Origin of the sequence: Aurantimonas endophytica, assembly GCF_014196845.1 — a bacterium.
Taxonomy (GTDB): domain Bacteria; phylum Pseudomonadota; class Alphaproteobacteria; order Rhizobiales; family Rhizobiaceae; genus Aurantimonas; species Aurantimonas endophytica.
The window spans coordinates 1,555,414-1,571,009 of the sequence record NZ_JACIEM010000001.1 but is presented as its reverse complement, the minus strand read 5'-3'; the positions used below and the strand labels follow the sequence as shown (position 1 = coordinate 1,571,009).

19 protein-coding genes are annotated in these 15,596 nt (G+C 65.9%); 16 read left to right on the top strand and 3 right to left on the bottom strand.

Annotated features, from left to right (window positions below):
- Positions 1 to 245 precede the first annotated feature (245 nt).
- The 15 genes from GGR03_RS07680 to GGR03_RS07610 all read left to right on the top strand — a co-directional run bounded on the left by GGR03_RS07680 (position 246) and on the right by GGR03_RS07610 (position 12,683).
- The gene (locus GGR03_RS07680; protein ID WP_183206933.1) at positions 246 to 1,370 is read left to right on the top strand and encodes a flagellar hook-length control protein FliK; all 1,125 of its coding nucleotides are present in this window, start codon (positions 246 to 248) and stop codon (positions 1,368 to 1,370) included.
- A gap of 239 nt (positions 1,371 to 1,609) precedes the next feature.
- The gene (locus GGR03_RS07675; protein ID WP_183206932.1) at positions 1,610 to 2,281 is read left to right on the top strand and encodes a response regulator transcription factor; all 672 of its coding nucleotides are present in this window, start codon (positions 1,610 to 1,612) and stop codon (positions 2,279 to 2,281) included.
- Between the two features lie 168 nt (positions 2,282 to 2,449).
- Complete coding sequence (locus GGR03_RS07670; protein ID WP_183206931.1) at positions 2,450 to 3,607, top strand: flagellar hook protein FlgE; 1,158 nt, start codon at positions 2,450 to 2,452, stop codon at positions 3,605 to 3,607.
- Between the two features lie 42 nt (positions 3,608 to 3,649).
- Positions 3,650 to 5,128 (top strand): flagellar hook-associated protein FlgK, encoded by a 1,479-nt coding sequence (flgK, locus tag GGR03_RS07665; RefSeq protein ID WP_183206930.1) that lies wholly within the window; start codon positions 3,650 to 3,652, stop codon positions 5,126 to 5,128.
- A gap of 12 nt (positions 5,129 to 5,140) precedes the next feature.
- Entirely contained in the window at positions 5,141 to 6,220 is a 1,080-nt protein-coding gene (locus GGR03_RS07660; RefSeq protein ID WP_183206929.1) for a flagellar hook-associated family protein, read from the top strand.
- Positions 6,221 to 6,360: 140 nt separating this feature from the next.
- The gene (gene flaF, locus GGR03_RS07655; protein ID WP_183206928.1) at positions 6,361 to 6,708 is read left to right on the top strand and encodes a flagellar biosynthesis regulator FlaF; all 348 of its coding nucleotides are present in this window, start codon (positions 6,361 to 6,363) and stop codon (positions 6,706 to 6,708) included.
- Between the two features lies 1 nt (position 6,709).
- Positions 6,710 to 7,168, top strand: coding sequence for a flagellar biosynthesis repressor FlbT (gene flbT / locus GGR03_RS07650; protein ID WP_183206927.1), 459 nt, complete (start codon positions 6,710 to 6,712; stop codon positions 7,166 to 7,168).
- On the top strand, positions 7,165 to 7,563 hold the full coding sequence (gene flgD, locus GGR03_RS07645) for a flagellar hook assembly protein FlgD (RefSeq protein WP_183206926.1): 399 nt from the start codon (positions 7,165 to 7,167) through the stop codon (positions 7,561 to 7,563). The genes flbT and flgD overlap by 4 nt, the downstream gene beginning before the upstream one ends.
- 4 nt (positions 7,564 to 7,567) lie before the next feature.
- Positions 7,568 to 7,837 (top strand): flagellar biosynthesis protein FliQ, encoded by a 270-nt coding sequence (gene fliQ / locus GGR03_RS07640; RefSeq protein ID WP_163042428.1) that lies wholly within the window; start codon positions 7,568 to 7,570, stop codon positions 7,835 to 7,837.
- Between the two features lie 209 nt (positions 7,838 to 8,046).
- On the top strand, positions 8,047 to 10,143 hold the full coding sequence (flhA, locus tag GGR03_RS07635) for a flagellar biosynthesis protein FlhA (RefSeq protein ID WP_183206925.1): 2,097 nt from the start codon (positions 8,047 to 8,049) through the stop codon (positions 10,141 to 10,143).
- The gene (locus GGR03_RS07630; RefSeq protein WP_183206924.1) at positions 10,140 to 10,895 is read left to right on the top strand and encodes a flagellar biosynthetic protein FliR; all 756 of its coding nucleotides are present in this window, start codon (positions 10,140 to 10,142) and stop codon (positions 10,893 to 10,895) included. The genes flhA and GGR03_RS07630 overlap by 4 nt, the downstream gene beginning before the upstream one ends.
- Positions 10,892 to 11,299: a hypothetical protein gene (locus GGR03_RS07625; RefSeq protein WP_183206923.1), complete on the top strand. Its 408-nt coding sequence runs from the start codon at positions 10,892 to 10,894 to the stop codon at positions 11,297 to 11,299. The genes GGR03_RS07630 and GGR03_RS07625 overlap by 4 nt, the downstream gene beginning before the upstream one ends.
- A gap of 54 nt (positions 11,300 to 11,353) precedes the next feature.
- Entirely contained in the window at positions 11,354 to 11,863 is a 510-nt protein-coding gene (locus GGR03_RS07620; RefSeq protein ID WP_183206922.1) for a rod-binding protein, read from the top strand.
- Positions 11,864 to 11,874: 11 nt separating this feature from the next.
- A complete protein-coding gene (locus GGR03_RS07615; protein ID WP_183206921.1) occupies positions 11,875 to 12,225 on the top strand; it encodes a flagellar protein FlgN in 351 nt (116 codons plus the stop codon).
- Positions 12,222 to 12,683, top strand: coding sequence for a hypothetical protein (locus GGR03_RS07610; protein ID WP_183206920.1), 462 nt, complete (start codon positions 12,222 to 12,224; stop codon positions 12,681 to 12,683). The genes GGR03_RS07615 and GGR03_RS07610 overlap by 4 nt, the downstream gene beginning before the upstream one ends.
- 5 nt (positions 12,684 to 12,688) lie before the next feature.
- Here GGR03_RS07610 and GGR03_RS07605 read toward each other — a convergent pair whose 3' ends face one another.
- Positions 12,689 to 13,201, bottom strand: coding sequence for a hypothetical protein (locus GGR03_RS07605; RefSeq protein ID WP_183206919.1), 513 nt, complete (start codon positions 13,199 to 13,201; stop codon positions 12,689 to 12,691).
- Between GGR03_RS07605 and GGR03_RS07600 the strand changes: the two genes are divergently transcribed.
- Positions 13,191 to 13,664, top strand: a complete 474-nt coding sequence (locus tag GGR03_RS07600) for a hypothetical protein (RefSeq protein ID WP_183206918.1) — start codon at positions 13,191 to 13,193, stop codon at positions 13,662 to 13,664. The two genes, GGR03_RS07605 and GGR03_RS07600, sit on opposite strands and share 11 nt — an antisense overlap.
- Before the next feature lie 25 nt (positions 13,665 to 13,689).
- Here the strand turns inward: GGR03_RS07600 and GGR03_RS07595 are convergent, their stop codons facing one another.
- Complete coding sequence (locus GGR03_RS07595) at positions 13,690 to 14,001, bottom strand: polyhydroxyalkanoic acid system family protein (RefSeq protein WP_183206917.1); 312 nt, start codon at positions 13,999 to 14,001, stop codon at positions 13,690 to 13,692.
- A gap of 170 nt (positions 14,002 to 14,171) precedes the next feature.
- Positions 14,172 to 15,545 carry a DEAD/DEAH box helicase gene (locus tag GGR03_RS07590; protein ID WP_183206916.1) on the bottom strand — a complete coding sequence of 458 codons (1,374 nt, stop codon included), beginning with the start codon at positions 15,543 to 15,545 and terminating at the stop codon, positions 14,172 to 14,174.
- Positions 15,546 to 15,596 lie beyond the last annotated feature (51 nt).

Below are 15,596 nucleotides of genomic sequence, written 5' to 3'. Positions count from 1 at the left end.
GCACGGCAGGAACCGAAGGCACACGGGCAACGAGCGCCGAGTCCGGACGCGAGGGTTTGGCCGCGCTTTTCGCCGCGTTCGAGCCGGGCCCCGGTTCTTCGGCCCGGGGAATTGCCGACGAAAGGGGCGGCGCGGCAGTTCCCGGCGGCTCGCACGGCCGGAGCTCCGCCGCTCATCGGCCGGCGGAAGCGACGACGCCGACGACAGGCGCCCCGGCAGGTCCTTTTGCCGGATTGCCGGATGACATGTCCGACGATGCCAGGACGGAGCTGTTCCGACGGCTCGACGCGACGGCGGCTGCAGTCTTCCACGGCGATGCAGCCTCCCTGCGGTTCGGCGCGCCGGGCCAGGGATCGTCCGGGACACCGATCCGCGCCGACTTCGTATCGATGCGAACCGATTTCGCGCCAGCCGGGCGAGGCGACGACAGGGGAGCCGCCGCTGCCGCTTTCGCGGCACGAACCGGCGCGCTGGGCCGTCTCGCCGCCGCCGGCGGCGCAGCGCAAGCCGGCGCTGGGTCCCTCGACGGGCCGAGCCAGTTGGCTGCCGAAGGCCGGCCGGCGACGGGCAACTCCTCCTTTGCCCGGCCGGAGAATGGCCAGGCTGAGAAGCTGACAGGGCCTCTGGCTGGGGCACTTGAGACAGCGGCAGAAACCGCGCCGGCGCCGAATGGTGCGGCGGACCCTTCGCGGTCGAAGGCGAAGGGTGGCGATGCGGCGGCCGAGCGGCTATCCGCCACGAAGTCGGAGGACCTGACCGCAACTGTCGAAGCTCCCGTCCTTGCCGGCTCGACCACAGCCAGCACATCACAGGCGCCGGCTCGGCAGGTCGCTTCCGTCGTCGGCAACGCCTTCAGCGAGTTCCGATCCGGCCCGGACGGGTCCGAGGGAGCCGGAAACCTGCGACTGAGAGCGGGTGGCGCAGCGCTGAAGACGGTTCAGATCCAGCTGCAGCCGGCGCATTTCGGCAAGGTCGACGTCACGCTGAGGCTGATCGATGGGCAGCTGGCAATCCAGTTGCTCGCAAGCGAGCCGGAAACCGTCATGCGGCTCAAGGACGACGCCGAAGGCCTGAGATCACTGCTCAGCCAGTCCGGCTTCGCCGTCGAGGACGCGGCGATCAGCATCGGTCTCCGCGATCCGGCGCAGTCCCGCGGCACGTCGACCCCGGGCTTTGCCGACAACGCGCCGGGCGGCGGCTCGGCCGACGGCCAAGCCGCAAATGGCGGCGCGTCGCGCAACGAGACCGGTGGGCAGGGCGGCGCTGCAGGGCAGGGCGGCCGCGACGGCAATGTCCGCGGCGAACGCGGATCGGCATCTGCGGACGCGCCTGGATTGGCCCGCGGCCTCGACCGCTCCGTCTACCTCTGAACCTCGACTCCGGTTTGCGACTGGGACGAATGGCCAGCGGTCGGCCTGGCGTAGCGCGGGCTGGCCTGAACCCGCCTCGTTAATAAATCGGTAACGAAAAAAAATAGTGAGTCGGATTCGATACTTAGCCCCAATTCCGCCGATATGGTTAATGGATCACTAAATTTCAGGATAGGCGCAAGACTCACGTCAGGTTACCTCTTTTCGCACAGCAAAACGGCGGGGCCGGAGGGGTTGAGATGATCGTTGTAGTGGACAATCGTGAGCTTGTGACGAGCGGCTACCAGTCCTTGTTCGGCCGTGAAGGCGTCTCCGCTGCCGGGTTCCAGGCCGAGGATTTCCGCGAGTGGGTCGAGACCGCGCCGGACGCCGACATTTCAGCCGTCGAAGCCTTCCTGCTGGGTGATTTCGATGACCGCGCCATCTGCCCGCGCTTCATCCGCTCCCGCTCCAAGGCACCGCTGATCGCGCTCTCCGACAGCCGCAATCTCGATGGCACGCTGGATCTCTTCGCAGCCGGCGTCGACGACGTCGTGGCCAAGCCGGTGCACGTCAAGGAGATCCTCGCACGGGTCGGCGCCATCCGCCGCCGCGAGGCGATCGAGCAGGCCCGCACCGTCGTCGGCGAGATCTCGGTCTACCAGGACGGACGCGATGCTGAGGTTGCCGGCAAGCCGATGGCGCTGCCCCGCCGCGAGCGCCGCATCCTGGAATATCTGGTCGCCAACCGCGGCCGCCGGGTTTCCAAGCAGCAGCTGTTCAGCGCGATCTACGGCATCTTCGACGAGAACGTCGAGGAGAACGTCATCGAGAGCCATATCTCCAAGCTGCGCAAGAAGCTGAAGATGCGCCTCGGCTACGATCCCGTGTCGTCGAAGCGCTACCTCGGATACGGCATCGGTGTAGACTAATCACCGATAGTTACCGAAGTATTAACAAGGAAAGCCGCGTCGGATAATCCGGGGCGGCTTTTTGTTGTCGTCGATCTACTTGGCGAAGCCCGCCGACGGCCAGCCAGACGCAAGCTTCGCTCCCTAATCATGGCGCCGAACAAATGCACCGCGGAGCAGCATCGGGCCATGAGCATCAACGGCGTCTTCAGAACCAGCGTCTCGGGAATGAACGCTCAGGCAAACCGCCTTTCCGTCGTCTCGGACAATATCGCCAACTCCAGCACCACCGGATACAAGCGGAACTCCACCGAATTCTCCTCCCTGGTGATCGCGCAGGGTGGCGGCGAGTACAATTCCGGCTCGGTCACAACCCAGGTCCGGCAATCCGTCAGCCAGCAGGGCAATATCGCAGCCAGCTCGTCCGGCTCCGACCTTGCCATCCAGGGTGAGGGCTTCTTCGTGGTCCAGGACGCCGCCGGGCGCGAATTCTACACCCGCGCCGGGTCTTTCGTGCAGCGCACGGAGAACAACGTCACCTACCTCGTCAACTCGGCTGGCTACCGGCTGAAGGACACGACGGCCCTCGACGGCAGCGTCGGACCGATCACCCTTCCGGTCGGAGAGATCGTCGCGCCGCAACGGACGACCGAGGCGAACTTCTCGCTGCAGTTCCCGGAATCGGCCGAACTCAACGCGACCAAGAAGTCGTCGATGGTCATCTACGACAATATCGGCAGGTCCGTCATCGTCGACGTCAATATGGAGAAGACGGCCGCCAACCAGTGGACCATCAGCTATACCGACGACCTCGGTCCGCAGACCAGCGTCATCAATTTCGACGAAGCCACCGGCCTCGGCACCGCTGTGCCTGCGGCCATGACCTATACGACGATGCCCGGGAACCAGACGATCGCGATCGGTCTCGGACCGCTGACCGAATATGCTACCGACTTCTCCACGCGTCTGGTGGCCAACGGTAATCCGGCTGGCACATTTGCCGAGTTCGCCTTCGGCGAGGACGGCACGCTGAACGGCATCATGGACACCGGGGCCATTATCCAGCTCTACCAGCTGAAATTCGCCCGCTTCCCGAGCCCCGATCAGCTCTCGGCATCCGCCGGCAACGTCTACAGCGCCACCGACGGCTCCGGCGTCGTCGACATCGGCACCCCAGGCATGAACGGCTTCGGCAGCCTCGTCCCCAGTGGCCTCGAACAGTCGAATGTCGATCTGGCCTCGGAACTGACCAGCATGATCGAGTCCCAACGCAGCTACAGCGCCAATTCGAAAGTGTTCCAGACAGGGTCCGAGATCCTCGACGTTCTCGTCAACCTGAAACGCTAGGCGCCGTTCGCCGCATAGCCACGCATCGGACCCTTCAGCGCCATGTCACTTCTTTCTGCCTTCTCGAATGCCCGGGCTTCGCTATCCACCGTCGCGAGCCAAACCGCGATCGTCTCGCGGAACATCGCCAATGCCGACAATCCGTATGCGTCGCGGAAATACGCAAACCTGGCGACGGGGCAGCTGGGGGGCGTCAAGATCGTCTCCATCGCCCAGTCGGGCGACCCCGCGCTGTTTCGTTCGCTGCTCGTTTCGACATCGGCGCTGGGGGCAGCCGATGCGAAGGCGACGGGGCTCGATCGCATCCGTGACGTGATCGGGGATGTCGACGCGCCGACGTCGCCTGCCGCCAGGCTGGCCCAGCTGAAGGCTGCGCTGTCGCAGTACGCCGTCTCTCCGGAGAACGGTCAGACCGCCGAGGCGGCCGTCGCCGCAGCGCGCGACATGGCCAGCGGGCTCAACGACGCCAGTGCCGCCGTACAGGCAACGCGCAAGGACGCCGACGACAAGCTCGACCAGGCGGCCAAGAACATGACCGCGCTGCTTGCCGAATTCCAGACGGTCAATGGCCGGGTGATGTCCGGTGCGTCGACGGGCGCAGACGTCACCGACTTCCTCGACCGGCGCGACCAGATCATCCGCGAGCTGTCGCAATATGTCGGGGTCAACGTCCAGAAGCGGAACGGCAACGAGGTTGCTCTCTACACCGACTCCGGCATCACGCTGTTCGACAAGACCGCACGTGCGATCGAGTTCTCGCCGCAGGCGGCCTACGATCCGACCGTCGTTGGCGGTGCGTTCAAGATAGACGGTGTCGTGATCTCCGGCGCCGTGTCGCCGATGCCGGTGAAGAGCGGCAGTCTCGCGGGCCTGCTGACGCTTCGCGACGAAACGGCCGTAAGCTTTCAGGGCCAGCTCGACGGCATCGCCTATGCTCTGATCGACGGTTTCGCAGAAACCAACCAGGTCGATCCGCTGGATACGGCCCGCTACGCCGGCCTCTTCACGTCGACGGGGATGACCACCGTGCCGACCTCGGTGGCCGGCGCCAAGGGTCTTGCCGGCACGATCCGGATCGCCGCGAGCGTCGACTCGACGCAGCCCGGCGGCAACCCGATGCTGCTGCGGGACGGCGCCATCTCCCACCCCGGCGATCCCGCCTTCAGCTACAACGCCAACGGATCGAGCGGCTTCACCCAGCGTCTGAACGACCTCATCGCGCAGTTTTCCCAGCCCCGCGATTTCGACGTGAATTTCGGCGCAGGCGAACGGGCGACGCTGTCGGAGTACAGCTCGGCATCGATCGGATGGCTGGAGGGCCAGCGTGCCGAAGCGGCTGCGGAGGCGGACTATCGCGCCGTGCTGCTGTCGCGCACCCAGGAAAGCCTCTCCGACAGAAGCGGCGTCAATATCGACGACGAGATGACCCGAATGCTCGATCTGGAACGGTCCTACCAGGCTTCCAGCAAACTGCTGTCGACGGTCGGAGAGATGATCGACGCGCTTCTCGCCATCCGATAACCGGAGACCTCCGTGAGCAATTTTCTCGTTTCCAGCTACTCGCTGTCCGCGGCGCCGCGCTCGGCAATCTTCCGCATCCAGGATGACCTCCGGAATGCCCAGAAGGAATCGACCACCGGGCGTATGGCGGATGTCGGGCTCGGGCTCGGGGTGCGCACCAACCAGACGGTTTCGCTGCGGATCGAGCGGGAGAACAACACGCGCCTGCGCGAGTCCAATGCGCTCATCGGCCAGCGCTTCGAGACGATGCAGACGGCGCTCGAATCCGTCGTCAAGACCGCCGAAGCACTTGTCGCGTCGCTGATCTCCAACGGCGCCAGCGATCCTGGCATCTCGGCGAGCGTGCAGCAGGCGAAAGCCGGCCTGCAGCAGCTGAGCGGGGCGCTGAACAGTGCGTCCGGGGCGCGGTTCCTCTTCTCGGGGGCAAGCAGCGACCGGCCGGCAATCGCCTTCGAGGCAGTGAGCGGTGGCACGGCCCGCGGCTACGAACAGGACTCGACCGCCAAGAAGGCGACGGCGGACGCATTCCAGACGGCGTTTGGCTTTGCCCAGAACGATCCGGCCGTAGCCGGCATTTCCCCAGCCGATCTCGAGGCGTTCGTGGCCGGTGGCCTCGACGGCCTCTTCCAGCTTTCCCCGACTGGGGAGTGGGACAACTGGTCCAGCGCCGACGGGACCTCCGTCTACAACCGCATCAGCGAGAGCGAGACGCTGGACGTCTCGTATCCGGCATCCGACGAGGCTTTCCGGAACATTGCCAAGGCATACGTGATGATCGCCGATCTCGGGGTCGAAGGGATGACGGGCGAGTCACGTCAGCTTCTCACAAGCCGGGCGATCGAAACTCTCACTCAGGGCCTGGCGCAACTGACCGAGATCCGGGCTGAGATCGGCGGCAAGCAGAGCCGTCTCGAAACGACGGAAGAGACGCTCAAGAGCCGCAACAGCGTACTGACCCTGTCGATCGCCTCGTTCGAGGAGGTCGACCCCTACGAGGCTTCGACCCGGGTGACCACGCTGATGAATCTCCTGGAGACATCCTATGCGCTGACCGCGCGGATCTCGCGGCTCAGCATCCTCAACTACCTCTAAAGCCCTCCGGGGCTCTGACCGCACCATCGTACACCACGGCAAATACTGATCCGAGCGCTGCACACCGCAGCCGGCGATAAGAATTCAAGGCCCGTACCGGTCTCGCAAGAGGCGCTTCGGGTAAGCAGCAAGGGGTTGGAATGTATCAGTTCTCTTACGCGGAAGTGACCCAGGACGTCGAAGTCGACGCCCGTGACCGCGAGCGTCAGGCCCTTGATCACTCGATCACGATGCTCGAGCGCGCCTCGGTCAGCGGTCCGCGCTCTCGCGACGCGATCGACGCGATCTATGCGACGCGCAGCCTCTGGGCGATCCTCGTCGAGGATCTGGCGGGGGAAGACAACGGGCTGCCTGAAGATCTGCGGGCTGAACTGATTTCCGTCGGGCTCTGGATCATGCGCGAGGCCGAAGCGATCCGGCTCGGCAAGTCCGAGAATTTCAAGGGCATCATCGAAATCTCCACGCTGATCCGCAACGGGTTGAACTGACATGGCCACGCTCCGGATCTCGCTCCGGCCGGGCGAGCGCATCTTCGTCAACGGCGCGGTGCTCAAGGTCGACCGCAAGACCACGCTGGAATTCCTCAACGACGTGACGTTCCTGCTAGAGAGCCATGTCATGCAGGCGGAAGAGGCGACGACGCCGCTTCGCCAGCTCTATTTCGTCATCCAGATGATGATCATGGATCCGAACAACAGCGACCCGGCGCGCAAGCTTTTCGAGGCCTCGCGGGTGCTGATGCTCAAGACCTACAGCAACCGCGACATCATCGACGGGTTGACCGAGGCGTCCGAGCTTGTCGAGCGGAACCGGTGCTTCGAGGCGCTGAAGCGCGTGCGCTCGCTGATCCCGCTCGAGGACGAGGCTCTCGGCAAGACGACGGCGGCCTTCCCGCCACCACAACCCGAACGAACCGAGTTGCGGCTGGCCGCAGGAGGGGCACGATGACCGTCAGTGGCGTTTCCGGATCCGCCTCCTACCAATCCGCCCAGACCACGGCCGAGAAGAGCTCGACGCTCGACTACAATTCGTTCCTCAAGCTGCTGGTCGCGGAAATGTCCCATCAGGACCCGCTCAATCCAACGGATTCGACCCAGTACATCTCGCAGTTCGCGTCGTTCTCGTCTGTCGAGCAGGCAATCCAGACCAACAAGAAGCTGGATTCGCTGATGACGGTGTCGGCGCTGACCCAGGCCAATTCGCTGATCGGCCGTACGGCGACCTCGGCCGATGGTTCGGTGACCGGCAAGGTCGAAGCGGTGCGCGTCGTCGATGGCGGCGTGCAGGCGGTCCTCGGGGGCGGCAAGACGCTGATGCTCGAAGCCGGCACGACGGTGAAATGAGACCATGAACGAAGCTGACGCACTCGACATCGTCCAGTCCGCCATCTGGACCATCGTGGCCGCCTGCGGCCCTGCCGTCGCCGCGGCGATGATCGTCGGCGTGGCGATCGCCCTGTTCCAGGCACTGACGCAGATCCAGGAGGTGACGCTCACCTTCGTGCCGAAGATCCTGGCGATCTTCATCGTCATCGCCCTGACCGCCTCGTTCACCGGCGCGCAGGTCTTCGCCTTCACGCAGGAATCCTACTCGCGCATCGAGCACGGCTTCAGCTGATACCTGCCGGCTCGCCCGATCCAGCCGGCGAGGCAGATGCCCCGCCGGCGCGTCCGCTTGCCGGCGCCTGGAGGTCTCCTTTCCTCTGCTGGCGCACGTCTCCGACGCTCCACTGAACAGCCCGAAGCAACCTTCGTTTGCGAAACCTCGGCCTCGACGCCCGCCGCGACCGCCGCACGGGTCATGACAGTTGAGTCCGGGAAGCCGCGATGTCCGCCGATATTCTGAAGCCTCGTCGGGTCGAAGCCCCCAGCGTCACGGGAGGCCGTGACATCGGCTTCGCGATCGCGGTGGTGCTGGTCCTCACGGTCCTGTTCATCCCGATCCCGTCCTTCCTGATCGATATCGGCCTCGCCTTCTCGATCGCGCTTTCCGTGCTGATCCTGATGGTCGCGCTCTGGATCCAGAAGCCGCTCGACTTCTCGGCATTCCCGACGGTTCTGCTGCTCGCCACGATGATGCGCCTGTCGCTCAACATCGCGACGACGCGCGTGATCCTGTCCGAAGGACATAACGGCGTGAACGCGGCCGGTCACGTCATCGGCGGTTTCTCCCAATTCGTCATGGGCGGCGATTTCGTCATCGGCATCGTCGTCTTCCTGATCCTGATCATCGTCAACTTCCTCGTCATCACCAAGGGCGCGACACGCATCGCCGAGGTCGGCGCGCGCTTCACGCTGGACGCGATCCCCGGCAAGCAGATGGCGATCGACGCCGACCTCTCCGCCGGGCTGATCGACGAGCGCCAGGCGCAGGCGCGGCGCCAGGAGCTGGAGGAGGAAAGTTCCTTCTTCGGTTCGATGGACGGCGCCTCGAAATTCGTCCGCGGCGACGCGATCGCCGGGCTGATCATCACCGCCGTCAACATATTCGGCGGCATCATCATCGGCATCACACGGCACGAAATGGATGCCGCCAGCGCCGCGGACGTGTTCACCAAGCTGTCGGTGGGCGATGGGCTGGTGACGCAGATCCCGGCGCTGATCGTCTCGCTGGCGGCTGGTCTGCTGGTCTCGAAGGGCGGCAATCGCGGCGCGGCGCAGCTCGCCGTCATCGGGCAGCTCGGCTTCTATCCCCGCGCCATGGCGGTATCGGGCGTGCTGATGGCCATTCTTGCCTTCCTGCCGGGCCTGCCGTTCGTCCCCTTCTTCATCCTCGGCGCCGGCCTCGGGTTCCTCGCCTATATCATCCCGCGGCAGCGCCGGGACGAGCAGCGCAAGGTCGAGGAAGTCCGCGACGAGGAAGAGAAGCTCGCAGTCGAGGCCGAGCGGACCTCGGTCAAGGAATCGCTCAAGATCGTCGAGATCGAGCTCGTGCTCGGCAAGCAGACCTCGGCGCATCTGGTGCTGAAGCGCGAGGAACTCGCCCACCGGGTCCAGAAGATGCGTCGGCGCTTCGCCGCCCGCTACGGCTTCGTGGTCCCGGAAATCAAGCTGTCCGACGACCTCTCGGTCGACCCGAAATCCTACCAGATCAAGATCCACGGCACGGTGGTGGCGTCCCAGCAGCTGCGGCTCGGCGACCTGATGATCGTGCTGGGCGATGCCGGCAAGCCCGACATGCCCCACGACATCACCAAGGAACCCGCCTTCGGCATGCGGGCGGCGTGGGTCTCGGGCAGTTTCGCCGAAGAGGCTCGCCGGCAGGGTTTCGAGCCGATCGACACGCTGTCGATCGTGCTGACGCATCTATCGGAGGTCATCCGCAACAACCTTGCCCAGCTCCTGTCCTACAAGGACATGCGGGCGCTGACCGAGCGGCTGGAGCCGGAATACAAGCGGTTGATCGACGAGATCATCCCCTCCCACATGTCGTATTCCGGCCTGCAGGCGGTGCTCAAGCTGCTGCTGGCCGAGCGGGTATCGATCCGCAACCTCAACCTGATCCTCGAGGCCATCGCCGAGATTGCGCCGCATGTGCGTCGCTCGGAGCAGATCGTCGAGCATGTGCGCATGCGCATGGCGCAGCAGATCTGCGGCGACCTCCTGCACGACGGCAAGCTCGGCGTGCTGCGGCTCGGAAACCAGTGGGACCTTGCGTTCCACCAGGCGCTGAAGCGGGACGCCAAGGGCGACGTCATCGAGTTCGACATCGATCCCCGCGTCGTCGAGCAGTTCGCGACGGAGGCCACCAAGGTGATCCGCGAGAAGATGGATCAGGGCGAGATGTTCGTGCTGGTCGCCGCTCCCGACGCGCGGCCTTACGTGCGCATGATGATCGAGCGGATCTTCGTCAACCTGCCGGTGCTCTCGCATGTCGAGATCGCCCGCGGCGTCGACATCAAGACGGTCGGGTCGATCTCGTGACACCGGAGCTGTCGGAGCTCTTCTTCGCGCTGTTCCTGATCTTCTGCCGGATCGGGGCCTGCCTGATGCTGCTGCCGGGCTTCTCGTCGTCGCGCATCCCGGTGCAGATCCGCTTGTTCCTGTCCTTCGCGATCTCGCTGGCGCTGTCGCCGGGACTGCTGCCGACCATCCAGCCGCTGGTGGCCGCCGCCGACGACAACGGCCGGCTGGCGCTGATGGCGAGCGAGCTGCTCAACGGCATGTTCATCGGGCTCCTCGGGCGCAGCTTCATGATCGCCCTGCAGTTCGCCGGCCATGTCATGGCCAATTCGATCGGCATGGGCATGGCGATGGGCGGCGCGATCGAGGACAACGAGCCGGCGCCGGCGCTGGTCACGCTGGTGACGCTGACGGCGACGACGATGATCTTCGTCCTCAATCTGCACGCCGAGATTGCCCGGGCGCTCGTCGCCTCCTACACCGCGATGCCGACGGCGGCGGGCTTTTCGGTGCGCGGCAACCTCGCGAGCATCACCGACAATCTCGACGAGGCATTCCTTCTCTGCCTGCGGATATCCAGCCCCTTCCTGCTCTATGGGATCGTCGTCAACTTCGCCATCGGCCTCGCCAACAAGCTGACGCCGACCATCCCGGTCTATTTCATCTCGCTGCCCTTCGTGCTCGCGGGCGGGCTGGTTCTCTTCGCCTACACGATCGGCGACTTCCTGGTGATCTTCCTGCAGTCCTTCGAGGCATGGGTGCTCGCCGGATGAGCCAGGAACATGAACGACTGCGGCGTCTCGACCGGATCCTCAAGGTCCAGCGCCAGAAGCGTCTCCTGGAAGAATGGCGCCTGGTACATCTGCGCGAGGAGCGCGCCGCCATCGACCGCACGACCGCCGAACTCATCGCCAGCCTCGGCACCGAATCCGCCCTGCACGGCCTGTTCGTCGGGGCGAAGGTCAACGGGCTGCGCCGCAACGACGTCGCGCGCCGCTCCAATGCGGACCTGCAGGCGGCGGCCGAGACCCGGATCCGCGCGGCGCGCCGGTCGGAGAAGGGCGTCGAGAAGGTCCGCGGGCAGGCTGCGCAGCTGACGGCGCAGGAAGACGAGGCAAGCGCGCTGCGATCGACCATCGAAGGTCATCTGGCGCGCAGCCGGACAAGCTTCGAATAAGCCCGCGCCGGTACAAGCCGAGACGACATCAACGCAGCAGCGCGACCAGGCCCGATGACGATAGCGCCCCTGACCTTTACCGGCCCGATGGTTTCGAACGCAGCAGCGGCGAAGGCACCCGCCTCGCGTGCCGATGCCGCCGTCGGCGCGAATTTCAGCGCGGCGCTTGACGCGGCCGGCGGCGCATCCACGACTTCGCGATCATCCGCGGCGACCGCTTCGGCGCCGATTTCGCCGCTGGTTGCCCACAAGTCGCGCGTCGTGCCGCCGCTCGAGCAGTTCGAGGGCTTCGTCCTGCGCAGCTTCGTCGAGTCGATGCTGCCGAGCGAGGCGTCCAGCTATTTCGGCAGCGGCACCGCTGGCGAGGTCTGGCGGTCGATGATGGCCGAGGAGATAGGCAACGAACTCGCCAAGGACGGCGGGATCGGCATCGCGGCTTCCATCGCCGCCCATCGCGGCGGCGATGCGATGCAGGGCGGGGCCGGCGACGAGGCCTTGAACGACATGCTCCGCGACAGCGACGTCGCGCGGGCCGGCGCGACGCGCCTCCCCACAACAAAATAAGGACTCACGCTTTGAACATCGCGCTCGCCAAGGCCGTCGACCGGCTCGAAGGCATCCTCGCCGCGGAGACCGCCGCCCTCGACCGGGGTACGGCCATCGACCTCGCGGAGATCACCGGCCGCAAGAACCAGAGCCTGCTGGAACTCACCCGGCTCGCCAAAAGCGTTCCCGCGACCCCCGATCCGGTGCTCGACGAGCGGCTCGGCCGGCTCAAGGAGGTCGTCGAGGCGAACCGGCACATGCTCGAACTTCACGTGCGCGCCAGCCACGACATCTCCGCGATGATCTCGCGCTCGATCGCCGAGGCGGAGTCCGACGGGACCTACAGCGCCGCGCTCGGTCGGCGGGATCTGCCGCGTTGATCAAGCTCATCGTCGTCGGGCTGTGGGTGGCGATCGTGGCGCTCGGGTCGAGCTACGTCATGGCGTCCGTGGCCGGCGGCGGCGCTGAAAGCGAGGTCGAGGAGCCGAGCTATTTCGCCGGCCTCGACTATCGCACCACCGACAACATCACCATTCCGATGATCTCCGAAGCGGCCATCCAGGGCTATATCCTTGCCCGCTTCGTCTACACGATCGACGGCCGGACCGTCGCGCAGCTGAAGGTCCCGCCGGATCCGTTCATCCTCGACGAGGCGTTCCGCCGCCTCTATGCAACCGAAGGCTTCGACTTCGCCAAGCCGGAACGCTTCGATCTCGCGGCCCTGACGAAGGACATCCGCGAGGCGGTGAACGCGCGCTACGGCCAGGAACTGGTGCGGGAGATCCTGGTCGAGCAGTTCGACTACGTGGCCAAGTCCGAAGTCCGCAACGGAGCCTAGGGCGGTCAGTCCGGCAGGGCGTAATAGCGTCCGGACAGTCGCGAGATCTCGGCGGGGCTGGCGGCCCTCGCGGGGCCCGCGAAGCGCACGCCCATCTCCATCTCCTGGATCCAGACGATCGAGGCTGCGCGCAGCGTGCGATCCGATTCGTCGAAGATGACGATCCGGGCGGGCAGGGGCCGTGTCTCGTACCTGAGGATGCGCGCGCCGATCGCCGAGCTGTCGAGCGCCGTACCGTCCTGGATGAAGCGCCCACCGGTGGTGACGAGCTTGACCGGCCGCAGGCGCGTGCGCCGGCGATGCGCATGGCGGCTTTCTTGCCCGGTCGGAAGCGGCGGCGGTTCCATGGAAGCAGCGTAGACGGCGATTGCCGAAGAAATCCTGAAAATCCGTCCGCACGGGCGCCCTGGCACCCGGCCGGGCAGGGCGCTCTTACCAAGCGTTAACGCGGCGATGCGAAGGTACCTGCACACCGGCCATTGGGGGGTCGGGTGGCGCGGAGCGACCATGTCCAGCATCGACCCTTCGGCATTCGGCAACGCCGCACCAGCGACCACCGCGTCGGATCGGCTCTCGCGCGTTCTTGCCGTCATGGTGCTGCTGCTGTCGACGGGCTTCTTCTCGGCGGTGGTCGCCATCTCGCACAACGACCCGGGCTATTTCGACCGACTGCTCATCTCGGCGATGCAGGGCCCGCTGGACCCAATCGAGACCGGCTCGACAGAGAAGGCGAGCGATTCCGGCATCACGCCGCTGCCCGTGCCGCATCGCGTGCGCCACACCCAACTGACGCCGCAGGACTTCCAGATCGTCATGGTCTTCGGGGGAGAAGCCCACCTCGCTTCCCCGGGCGAGCTCTGGCGCGTACGGGTGGATTCCCTGGTCCCGGGACTTGGCAGGATCCTGGCGATCGAGCCGGGCGAGAACGGGGGAACCGTTCGCGCCGAAAGGGCGACGCTGACCGGCGTCCGCACCGACTGAGCCTGGGACCGGCTCCGACTCCGACCTACTTCTTCTCGAGCAGAATCTGGCCTTCCTTGCGCAGCTTGCCCTTGAGCTTCTCGGCAATGGCCGCGAGCATCATCGGCAGGTCGACCTCGACATGCACCGCCTCGTCCAGCACGTCGAGCCGGCCGGTCACGGTCTGGCCCATGACGCGGGCCCTGAAGTCGAGATGATCGCCGTCCCAGGTGTCCTCGAACTTGACCATGCCGCCGAGCATCTCCTGGCGCAGCCTGCCGAACCCCTCGTCGATCCGCGCACGCGCCGCCGCGCGGCCCAGCTTGTGGGGAATGTCGACCTTGATCGTCTCGGCCATAAGGGGCGTCTCCTCGTCTCGATGGACGCCATATGGCGTCACGACTGTCCAGGTGCAATCCGGATGCAACGCCTGGGGCCCTGGGTCGATCCCGGCAAGGCTGGCCGAGGCGCCAAAGAAAAAGGGCGACCTTTCGGCCGCCCCTTGATCATTTCGCCGTAGCCGAGGCCTCAGGCGGTCGCAGCGTGCGGACGTCCGCCGCCACCACCGCCGCGCTGGCGGCGATTGCCGCGACCCGTGCCCTTGGGGTCGGCATTGCGGTTGCGGCCTTCGCCGGCATGGGCGCCGGCGGGACGCTGGCCGCCCGGCTTCTGGCCGTCGCGGCGCTGGCCCTGCGGCTTGCCGGAGCGGTTCGGCGGCCGACCCGTGCGCGCCGGCCGGGTCGGCTCAGCGGCGAGGTCGATATTGCCGAGGAAGTCGGTCTGGACGACGTCGAAGGTGAGGCCCGTCAGCCGCTCGATGCTGCGCAGCTTCGCGCGCTCGGACGGATCGACCAGCGCGATCGCCGCGCCGGACTTGCCGGCACGCGCCGTGCGGCCGATGCGGTGGACGTAGCTTTCCGGCTCTTCCGGCAGGTCGAAGTTCACCACGTGGCTGATGTCGTCGACATGGATGCCGCGGGCGACTATGTCGGTCGCGACCAGCACGCCGGTCTTGCCCGAATGGAAGGTCGCCAGCGCCTTCTGGCGCGCGGCCTGGCTCTTGTTCCCGTGGATCGCGCCGGCCTCGATGCCGGCCTTGCCCAGATCCTCGGACAGCTTGTTGGCGCCGTGCTTGGTGCGGGTGAAGATCACCACCTTGGTGAATTCCGGCTTCGACAGCGCCTCGATCAGCCAGAGCTTCTTGGCCTTCTGCGGTACCAGATAGACGCTCTGCTGGATCTTCTCGACGGTGACGACTTCCGGCGTCACCTCGAAACGGACCGGGTTGGTCAGGATCCTGGCGGCGAGGTCGGCGATCGACCGCGGCATCGTCGCGGAGAACAGCAGCGACTGGCGCTGCTTCGGCAGCATGCCGACGATCTTCATGACGTCGCGCACGAAGCCCATGTCGAGCATCCGGTCGGCTTCGTCGAGGACGACGTGGCGCACGTCCGTCAGGGAGATGGCGCGCTGGTCGATCAGGTCGAGCAGACGGCCGGGCGTCGCGATGACGATGTCGACGCCGCGGCGCATGGCGTCGATCTGCGGACGGATGGAGACGCCGCCGAAGATGACGTGGTGGCTGACCTTGGTGCCGGCCGTATAGGCCTTCACGTTCTGGGCGATCTGCGAGGCGAGCTCGCGGGTCGGAGTCAGGATCAGCGCCCGCGGGGTCTTCGGCATCGGCCGGCCACCCTTCTCGAGAATGGCGTTGATGACCGGCAGCGCGAAGGCCGCGGTCTTGCCGGTGCCGGTCTGGGCGATGCCCAAAACGTCGCGGCCTTCCATCACGGCCGGGATGGCCTGTGCCTGGATCGGGGTGGGCTGGCTGATGTCGAGACGCGCAAGCGCGGCGAGAAGCGTATCGGCGAGGCCGAACGCCTGAAAATCATTATGGGTCAAAAATATGCCTTGCGGGATTGCGGACGGAAGTCCGCCAAGAGGTCGATCGTC